The following is an 8,358-nucleotide window of genomic DNA, read 5'->3' on the forward strand; positions in this document are numbered from 1 at the left end:
TGATGATCCTGGGCGGCGCCATCCAGCACTCCGGCGACAACCTCACCGGCGAGGGCGCCGGCGACGACGAGGCTGTCCGGACGTAAAGCGAAGCAGTCCGGACACCCTGCCCCGGAGGACCGACACCGGCAGCCGAACAGCCCCGCGCAGCGGCAACAGCCCGCCGCAGGCGCAACGGCGAACAACCCCCACGGCGGGACAGCCGAAAACGTCGGCCAAGGCAAAGCGCAGCGGAAAGGCCAGCGACTACCGCCGCGAACGCGCCTTGAACGCCGCCTTGCGGGCCTGCTTGGCGGCCTTCTTGTCGGGGTGCAGGCGGCCCATCGCCTCCAGGACATCGGCGGTGGCGGGGTGGTCGACCCGCCAGGCGGTGTCGAAGAACCCGCTGTGCTGGTCGGTCAGGCCCTGCACGAGATCGCGCAGCTCCGCCTCCGCGCCCTCGTCCGCGCTCTCGAGCTGCGCGGCAATGGTGTCCACCGTCAGCCAGAAGATCATCTCCTGGGACGGCTCGGGGATGCCGGGCAGTGCGCGCTCGGCGAGCCAGACCCTGGCCAGTCCGCCCAGCTGGCGGTCGTCGAGCACCTCGCGCAGTGCGGCCTCGGCGTCGGGCGAGACCAGCGAGAGGGTCTGCTGGGCGGCGAGCCGGCGGTGCGGGGCGCGCTCGTCGTCACCGCGGGCGGCCGCGAGCAGGTCGCGGGCGGCGTCCAGCGGCGTACGGGCGGCGAGCCAGAGCTCGGACTCGGCCTGGGCGAGGGCCTCGGGGTAGTCGGGCAGCGCGTCGAGGAGGACGTCGGCGCCCTTGCCGGTGAGGTCGCCGACGGCCGGGGCGTGGACGCCGGCGTCCAGCAGCCGGGCGCGGACGGCGTAGACACCGAGCGGGGTCAGGCGCACCAGTCCGTAACGGGAGACGTCCTCGTCGGTGAGCGGCTCGGCGGCGGAGACCGTCTCGCCGGACTCGTCCAGCTCCTCGATCAGCGCCTCGTCGACGGGCCGGTACGCGACCAGACCGATCGGCTCCAGCACCCGGAACTGGTCGTCCAGGCGCATCATCGCCTCGGAGACCTCTTCGAGGATGTCGTCGGTGGGCTCGTCCATATCGTCCGGGACGATCATGGAGGCGGCCAGCGCGGGCAGCGGAACGTCCTGGTCAGGGCCCTCGGCGACGGCGGTGAGCAGATAGAGGTTGCCGAGGATGCCGTTGAGCAGCTCGGCCTCCTCCTCGGGGTTCCAGTCGATGGAGTCCAGGTCCAGTTCGCCGCCCTCGGCGATCTGCTCGGCGATGTCGGCGAGGTCCGGGGCGGCGGCGTCGGCGAGCACGGACTCCATGCCGCCGAGCCAGATGTCCAGGATGTCCTGGGGGCTACCGGAGGTGAGCAGGTCCAGCTCCTCGCCGGGGGTGGCGATGCCGACCGCGGCGTCTTCGGGCGCCGCGTCGTCCGCGGCCTCCTCGGTCTCCTCGATCTCGACCAGGCCGGTGTCGACCGCGAGCTGCCAGGCCTCGGCGGTGTAGGCGGGGCCGTCCTCGTCGTCGGCGAGGCCGAGCAGCTCGGTGGCGGCGGCCAGTGAGTCCTCCAGGATCTCGCCGCCCACGCCGACCGGGACACCGCGCTCGGCCCAGCGGGCGAGCCGCGCCGCCCGCGCCATCAGCGGGGCGCTCAGCGCGTCCCGGGCCAGTTCCGCTTCGGAGTGCAGCCGCACCGGCGGCAGGGTGGGGCGGTCTGCGGACATCTGGTGCTCAGCTCCTCGTACGGACTGCGGCTGGGGGTACCTCCCAGCGATAGCTGGGGGAGTGCGCCGCCCAAGCGTAGACGGAATTCTCCGGATCTCGGACGGTTCACCCCCGTGCCCACCGCCGGTCACCGAAAGAACCTTGACAACTCCCTTGCACACACCGGAGATTGACGCGCGTAGCGCGCGCCCGGACACACTCCGGGCGCGCACTGCCGTGATCCCCCTTATTTCACCCCCCATTTTCTCCCGGAGGCATGCATGCCGTCCCGTCGTTCGCTCCGCAGAACGGCCGCCGTCAGCGCGGTGGCCGCTGCCGCCCTCGCCGGCGGACTGCTGACCGCCACCCAGTCCGCCTCGGCGGCCGGCACCCGGATCCACGACATCCAGGGCAGCACCCGAATATCCCCGCTGGTCGGGACGCAGGTCAGCGAGGTGCCCGGCACGGTCACCGCGGTCCGTGCGTTCGGCTCGGCGCGCGGTTTCTGGGTGCAGGACCCGCATCCGGACCGCGATCCGGCCACCAGCGAGGCGGTCTTCGTCTTCACCGGCAAGGAGACGCCCAAGGTCACCGTCGGCGACGCGATCACCTTCTCCGGCACGGTGAGCGAGTACTACCCGGGCGGCAAGGACGCCGGGCTGCAGTCCGTCACCCAGATCACCGACGCGACCTGGAAGACCGACTCCGCCAAGGCCTCGCTGCCGGCCGCCTTCCGGCTCAACCCGGCCTCGGTGCCGAATCGTTACGCCCCTGACGCGGGCGGCAAGAGCATCGAATCCCTGAAGCTGCGCCCGGGCTCGTACGCGCTGGACCGCTACGAGTCGCTGGAGGGTATGCGCGTCTCGGTCGGCGACGCCCGCGTCGTCGGCGCGACCAATGCCCACCACGAGCTGTGGGTGACCGCCGAGCCGGGCCGCAACCGCACAGCGCGCGGCGGCACCCTCTACCGCTCGTACGCGGACCCCAACGGCGGCCGGGTCAAGGTGGCCTCCCTGATCCCCTTCGCCGAGCGGCCGTTCCCGGTGGCCGACGTCGGCGACGAGCTGACCGGCACCACCGCCGGGCCGCTGGACTACAACAGCTTCGGCGGCTACACGCTCCAGGCCACCGAACTGGGCGAGCTCGCCGACCACGGCCCGGCGCCGGAGACCACCCGCAAGCAGAAGCCCGGCGAGCTGGCGGTGGCCACGTACAACGTCGAGAACCTCTCCCCCAAGACCCCGCAGGCCAAGTTCGACCGGCTCGCGAAGGCGCTGGTGGACCATCTGTCCGCGCCCGATGTCGTCGCCCTGGAGGAGGTCCAGGACGACAACGGACCCACCGACGACGGCGTGGTCACCGCCGGGGCCACACTCAAGAAGCTGACCGACGCGGTCAAGGCGGCCGGCGGACCGGCGTACGAGTGGCGGCAGATCGACCCGGCCGACGACCAGGACGGCGGCCAGCCCGGGGGCAACATCCGGGTCGCGTTCCTGTTCAACCCCGAGCGGGTGTCGTTCACGGACGTCAAGGGCGGCGACGCCACCACCCCGGTGAAGGTGGTCGACGACCACGGCAGGGCCGCGCTGTCCGCGTCCCCGGGCCGGATCGCGCCCGCCGACCCGGCGTGGAAGGCCAGCCGCAAGCCGCTGGTCGGCCAGTTCTCGCTCAAGAGCCGCCCGGGGAGCCGGGTGTTCGTGATCGCCAACCACTTCAACTCCAAGGGCGGCGACCAGGGCCTGGACAGCCGTTTCCAGCCACCGGCCCGGTCCTCGGAGACCCAGCGCACGGCCCAGGCCGGGCTGGTGAACGCCTTCGTCAAGGACCTGCTGGCCAAGGACCCCAAGGCCGATGTGGTGGTGGCCGGCGACCTGAACGACTACCCGTTCTCGCCGGCGCTGAAGAAGCTCACCGACGGGGGCGTGCTCACCGATCTGGTCGGCAGGCTGCCGGGCGCGGAGCGCTACGGCTACGTCTACAACGGCAACTCGCAGGTGCTCGACCACATGCTCACCAGCCGGCATCTGGCCCGGCCTGACTACGACATCGTGCACCTCAACGCCGAGTACGCGGACCAGGCCAGCGACCACGACCCCCAGGTGCTGCGCGTCCGGCCGTGAGCGCCTGGCATTGCCAGGCAACGGGCCCGCGACGTCACCCCGTGTGATGCTGTCGTCACCCGACCGGCCCATGTCCGGGGGCAGACCCTCGCAGAGGGTGCGGTACTGGGCAGGTAAGCAACATTCGGCGAGACATAGGGAGTCACCATGCCGAAGGCGCAGAACCGTAAGTCGGGCAACAAGGACCGTGCCGCCGAGCGGCGCTCCGACCAGCAGAAGCGGAAGCCGTCGGAGGAGTCCTCATCCGAGCGCACCCAGGACCTGAAGCGTTCGCGGAGTGGCCTGACTGACGCGTGATGGGCCTGTGATGCCCGGGCGGCCGTCGCACCGAGGGGTGCGGCGGCCGCTCCGCGCTCTCCGGCCGCACCCTCAACTCCGTAGCGACGCTTAAGAGTTGCGCGCAGCACATCTAAGTGGACGTGAAAGATAAAGGGCCCGCAGACTCCCGCCATGGACACCCTCACCGCAGTCCCCGCCCGGCCGCCCGGCGCCGCGCCCTTCGGCCGTGCCGCGGCCGCCATGATCACCCCGTTCACGGCCGACGGAGCACTCGACACGGACGGCGCGCAGCGGCTCGCCGCCCATCTCGTCGACGAGGGCGGCCTGGACGCCCTCGTACTGAGCGGCACCACCGGTGAGTCGCCGACCACGTCGGACGCGGAGAAGGAGGCCCTGCTGCGGGCCGTCGTCGAGGCCGTCGGCGACCGGGCGCGGATCACCGCCGGGGTCGGCACCAGCGACACCCGCCACTCCGTCGCCCTGGCCCGCAGTGCCGAACGGGCGGGCGCACACGGCCTGCTGGTGGTGACCCCGTACTACTCACGGCCCACCCAGGAGGCCGTCACCCACCATCTGCGGACGGTCGCGGACGCCACCGGGCTGCCGGTGATGCTGTACGACATCCCCGGCCGCACCAGCACCGCGCTGAGCACCGGCACCCTGCTGCACCTCGCCGCCCATCCACGGATCGCGGCGGTCAAGGACTGCGGCTACGACCTGCTGAAGTCGGCGAAGGTACTGGCCGAGACGGGGCTGGCCTACTACGCGGGGTGCGACGAGCAGATCCTGCCGCTACGGGCCCTCGGCGGCTCGGGCTGCGTCAGCACCGCCGCCAATGCCGCTCCCCGGGCCGTACGCGCCGTACTGGACGCCTATGACGCCGGCGACACCGCGGAGGCTGCCCGCCGCCAGCTCGCGCTGATCCCCCTGATCGAGGCGGTGACCGGCTCCGAGACCCCGGGCGCGGTCTCGGCGAAGGCTCTGCTGGGCCGCCTCGGCCTGCCCGCCGGACCGGTCCGCGGCCCGCTGCTGGCCGCGGACGACCGGCTCACCAGCCGGTTGGCGGACGCCCTGCGGACGACCCTGGACCGGACTGCGGGTGCGGGGAGGGCGGCGAGAGCGGCTGCCGGGGCGGCTGTCCCTGGCTAGGCGGGAAGCCGTGCGGCGCCGGGCCGAAACCGGCCGGCGATGCGGGCTGCTGCCCGTACGGAGCGCCGACCGGGTCCCCGCCCGGCGGCTCCTCCTCGTCCGCCACCAGGTCCCGTACCAGCAGCGTCGCGCCGGCCACCGCGCCCGGCATCAGCACCACCGCGAGGAACGGGATCAGGAACAGCAGCACGATCGGGGTGCCGAAGCCGATCGCGAGCGCCTTGCGGCCGCGCAGCAGCCGCAGCCGCTCGCGCACCGGAACGTCCCGGCGCTGCAGCGCCACCGAGGTCAGCTCGACGGCGAGGAAGAAGCCGGAGACACAGAAGCCGATGGCCGGGATCACCGTCTGCCCGATGACCGGCACAAAGCCGAGGACGAACAGCAGAATCCCGAAACCGGCTGCCCGCAGCAGCACATGGACGCTGTCCCGCAGCGCGATCCAGATCTCCTGCCACAGCGGCCGGTCCGTGCCCGGCGGGCACTGCCCCTCGCTCTCCTCCACCTTCTCCGACAGCGACTCGTAGAAGGGGTCGCCGATCAGCAGCGTGACGGCGGTGAAGGTCAGCACCGACAGCATCAGCCCGCCGGCGAACAGCAGCGCCACGAAGAGCCCGCGCAGCAGCGCCTGCCAGGGCGAGTCCCAGCCGTCGGCGAACGGCGTCGCCCAGGCGGCGATATCGCCGGACCAGATGGCGAGGGCGGTGAGCACCCCGGCGTAGAGCACCAGCGCGATCAGCGCCGGGATCAGACCGAACCCCCACCACCGGCCGTGCTGGGCAACCCAGCGCTGGCCCTTGCCCAGATACCGCATCCCCGCTACAAGATCACGCATGGCGCAAGCCTAACGGCGTCCGGAGCGGCCCAGTGGCACAGGACGGTAACAGCGGCGGCCCGGCGGATGTCCCTGGCCGGGCCGCCGGTGCCGCCGTGCGCGGGCGTCAGTTGTGGCTGTGCAGGATCTCGTTGAGTCCGCCCCAGACCGCCTTGTTGGGCCGGGCCTCGACCGCGCCGGTGGTGGAGTTGCGGCGGAAGAGGATGTTGTCGCCGCCGGAGAGCTCCAGCGCCTTGACGATCTGGCCGTCGGGCATGGTGACGCGGGTGCCCGCGGTCACATACAGACCGGCCTCGACGACGCACTCGTCGCCCAGCGCGATGCCGATGCCCGACTCGGCGCCGAGCAGGCAGCGCTCGCCGATCGAGATGATCTGCTTGCCGCCGCCCGACAGGGTGCCCATGGTGGAGGCGCCGCCGCCGATGTCGGTGCCGTCGCCGATGACCACGCCCGCGCTGATCCGGCCCTCGATCATGGAGGTGCCCAGGGTCCCGGCGTTGAAGTTGACGAAGCCCTCGTGCATGACGGTGGTGCCGGCCGCGAGGTGCGCGCCCAGGCGCACCCGGTCGGCGTCCGCGATCCGCACACCGGCGGGGGCGACGTAGTCGGTCATCCGCGGGAACTTGTCGACGCTGGTGACCTGCAGATGCTGGCCGTCGGCGCGGGCGTTGAGGCGCACCTTCTCCAGCTGGTCGACGGCGACCGGGCCCAGCGAGGTCCAGGCGACGTTGGACAGCAGACCGAAGATGCCCTCCAGGTTCTGCCCGTGCGGCTTGACCAGCCGGTGGCTGAGCAGGTGCAGACGCAGGTAGGCGTCGTGCGCGTCCAGCGGCTTGTCGTCGAGGGAGGCGATGACCGTACGCACGGCGACGACCTCGACCTCGCGGACCGGGTCGTGGCCGATCGCCTTGAGCGCGGCGGCGCCCAGCAGTTCGGTGGCGCGCTCGTCGTCGAGGCGCTCGGTGCCGGCCGGGCCGGGGCCCTCGGCGGTGGCGCTGACCAGCTCGGGCGCGGGGAACCAGGTGTCGAGGACGGTGCCGTCGGGGGTGACGGTGGCGAGCCCGGCGGCGACGGCGCCGGTGGTACGGGTTACGGAAGAAGCAGCATCGGTCATGTTCGAAACCTAACCGGAGGGCACCCGGGGAGGCGAACCGGTCTCAGCGATCGGGCCCGGTCCGTGCGGTCGCACCACGCGGTTCGTACGGCCGTACAAGCCGTGGTGCGGGCGCGGCCGCCGCCGTCTCAGCCCAGCACCCCGGCCAACCCGGCCCGCACCGCGGCGGGTTCGAAGGGCCGGCCGGTCAGCAGGTGCTGGAGCAGCAGTCCGTCCGTGAAGGCCACCACGGCCCGCGCGGTGCTCTCGTCCCCGATGCGCCGTCCGAGCAGCCGCACCATCTCGTCCAGGCACTCGGCCGCGATCGGCCGCACCTTCGGATGCCGCAGCGCCGCCAGATACAGCTCGTACTCCAGCTCCACCCCCGAGCGGTCGCCCGCCAGGGTGCGCTCGACGAATCTGCCCACCTCGTCCGCGAGCGGCGCCGCCGGGTCGATCCCGTCGACCCAGCGTGCGTACTCGGCCAGACACTCGCCGTTGGCCTGCCGCAGCGCGGCGATCAGCAGCTCGTCGAGGGACGCGAAGTGGTACGTCGTCGAGCCGAGCGGCACATCGGCCGCGGCGGCCACCGCGCGATGGCTGAGCCCGGCGATGCCGCGCTCACCGACCACCGCGATCGCCGCGTCGATGATCCGCTGCCGGCGGCCGGGGTCGTAGCGCCGGGCCATCAGTGTGCACCCCCCAGATTCAGCACCACGACCCCGGCGATGACCAGCAGCACGCCGAGGATCTTGAGCGCGCTGGTGCTCTCCCCCAGGAACACCATGCCGATCGCCGCGATCACCGCCGTGCCGACGCCGGACCAGATGGCGTACGCGGTCCCCACGCTCATCGACTTGAGCGTCTGCGCGAGCAGGGCGAAGGCGAGCAGATAGCCGAGCGCGGTGGCCAGCGACGGCCACAGCCTGCTGAAGCCGTCGCTGTACTTCATCGAGGTGGTCGCGAGGATCTCGGAGAGGATCGCGCCGGCGAGCGTGAGGTAGGCCATGCGTACGAGCGTACATAACGATGCGTACGGCTGTACACAACGGGCGCGGACCCGGGCGGCGAACACGAAAAACGGCCGTGCCCGCCAGCCACCACTGGCGGGCCGATCGGCAGAGCGGCCGGGAGGGGAAGAGGGGGTTGGATGGGGGGGAGATATAGGGGGTCGCCG

Annotated in this window: 8 protein-coding genes; 3 read left to right on the plus strand and 5 right to left on the minus strand. The window is 72.2% G+C overall.

Annotated elements, in window-relative coordinates; all coding sequences use genetic code 11:
- Window positions 1-246: 246 nt before the first annotated feature.
- Window positions 247-1,728, minus strand: a complete 1,482-nt coding sequence (locus ACWD6P_RS36485; RefSeq protein WP_451448516.1) for a hypothetical protein — start codon at window positions 1,726-1,728, stop codon at window positions 247-249.
- Between the two features lie 261 nt (window positions 1,729-1,989).
- Here ACWD6P_RS36485 and ACWD6P_RS36490 point away from each other — a divergent pair, with 261 nt between their 5' ends.
- The 3 genes from ACWD6P_RS36490 (at window position 1,990) to dapA (ending at window position 5,256) form a co-directional block, all read left to right on the plus strand.
- Window positions 1,990-3,828: an endonuclease/exonuclease/phosphatase family protein gene (locus ACWD6P_RS36490; RefSeq protein ID WP_451448517.1), complete on the plus strand. Its 1,839-nt coding sequence runs from the start codon at window positions 1,990-1,992 to the stop codon at window positions 3,826-3,828.
- A gap of 147 nt (window positions 3,829-3,975) precedes the next feature.
- The gene (locus tag ACWD6P_RS36495; protein WP_451448518.1) at window positions 3,976-4,125 is read left to right on the plus strand and encodes a hypothetical protein; all 150 of its coding nucleotides are present in this window, start codon (window positions 3,976-3,978) and stop codon (window positions 4,123-4,125) included.
- 153 nt (window positions 4,126-4,278) lie between these two features.
- Window positions 4,279-5,256 (plus strand): 4-hydroxy-tetrahydrodipicolinate synthase, encoded by a 978-nt coding sequence (dapA, locus tag ACWD6P_RS36500; RefSeq protein WP_451448519.1) that lies wholly within the window; start codon window positions 4,279-4,281, stop codon window positions 5,254-5,256.
- Here the strand turns inward: dapA and ACWD6P_RS36505 are convergent.
- From ACWD6P_RS36505 to ACWD6P_RS36520, 4 genes are all read right to left on the minus strand, one after another.
- Window positions 5,156-6,088: an EI24 domain-containing protein gene (locus tag ACWD6P_RS36505; protein WP_451448520.1), complete on the minus strand. Its 933-nt coding sequence runs from the start codon at window positions 6,086-6,088 to the stop codon at window positions 5,156-5,158. The genes dapA and ACWD6P_RS36505 overlap by 101 nt on opposite strands.
- Before the next feature lie 106 nt (window positions 6,089-6,194).
- Window positions 6,195-7,202 (minus strand): 2,3,4,5-tetrahydropyridine-2,6-dicarboxylate N-succinyltransferase, encoded by a 1,008-nt coding sequence (dapD, locus tag ACWD6P_RS36510; RefSeq protein ID WP_451448521.1) that lies wholly within the window; start codon window positions 7,200-7,202, stop codon window positions 6,195-6,197.
- Between the two features lie 128 nt (window positions 7,203-7,330).
- Window positions 7,331-7,870 carry a TetR/AcrR family transcriptional regulator gene (locus ACWD6P_RS36515; RefSeq protein WP_451448522.1) on the minus strand — a complete coding sequence of 180 codons (540 nt, stop codon included), beginning with the start codon at window positions 7,868-7,870 and terminating at the stop codon, window positions 7,331-7,333.
- Window positions 7,870-8,190 carry a DMT family transporter gene (locus tag ACWD6P_RS36520; protein ID WP_451448523.1) on the minus strand — a complete coding sequence of 107 codons (321 nt, stop codon included), beginning with the start codon at window positions 8,188-8,190 and terminating at the stop codon, window positions 7,870-7,872. Before ACWD6P_RS36520 ends, ACWD6P_RS36515 begins: the two co-directional genes overlap by 1 nt.
- Window positions 8,191-8,358: the final 168 nt, after the last annotated feature.

The organism is Streptomyces sp. NPDC002446 (assembly GCF_053595675.1).

Excerpts from the sequence above, each read along its gene's own strand:
- ACWD6P_RS36485 (WP_451448516.1), bottom strand. The coding sequence starts at position 1,728 with ATGTCCGCAGACCGCCCCACCCTGCCGCCGGTGCGGCTGCACTCCGAA.
- ACWD6P_RS36490 (WP_451448517.1), top strand. The coding sequence starts at position 1,990 with ATGCCGTCCCGTCGTTCGCTCCGCAGAACGGCCGCCGTCAGCGCGGTG.
- ACWD6P_RS36495 (WP_451448518.1), top strand. The coding sequence starts at position 3,976 with ATGCCGAAGGCGCAGAACCGTAAGTCGGGCAACAAGGACCGTGCCGCC.
- dapA (WP_451448519.1), top strand. The coding sequence starts at position 4,279 with ATGGACACCCTCACCGCAGTCCCCGCCCGGCCGCCCGGCGCCGCGCCC.
- ACWD6P_RS36505 (WP_451448520.1), bottom strand. The coding sequence starts at position 6,088 with ATGCGTGATCTTGTAGCGGGGATGCGGTATCTGGGCAAGGGCCAGCGC.
- dapD (WP_451448521.1), bottom strand. The coding sequence starts at position 7,202 with ATGACCGATGCTGCTTCTTCCGTAACCCGTACCACCGGCGCCGTCGCC.
- ACWD6P_RS36515 (WP_451448522.1), bottom strand. The coding sequence starts at position 7,870 with ATGGCCCGGCGCTACGACCCCGGCCGCCGGCAGCGGATCATCGACGCG.
- ACWD6P_RS36520 (WP_451448523.1), bottom strand. The coding sequence starts at position 8,190 with ATGGCCTACCTCACGCTCGCCGGCGCGATCCTCTCCGAGATCCTCGCG.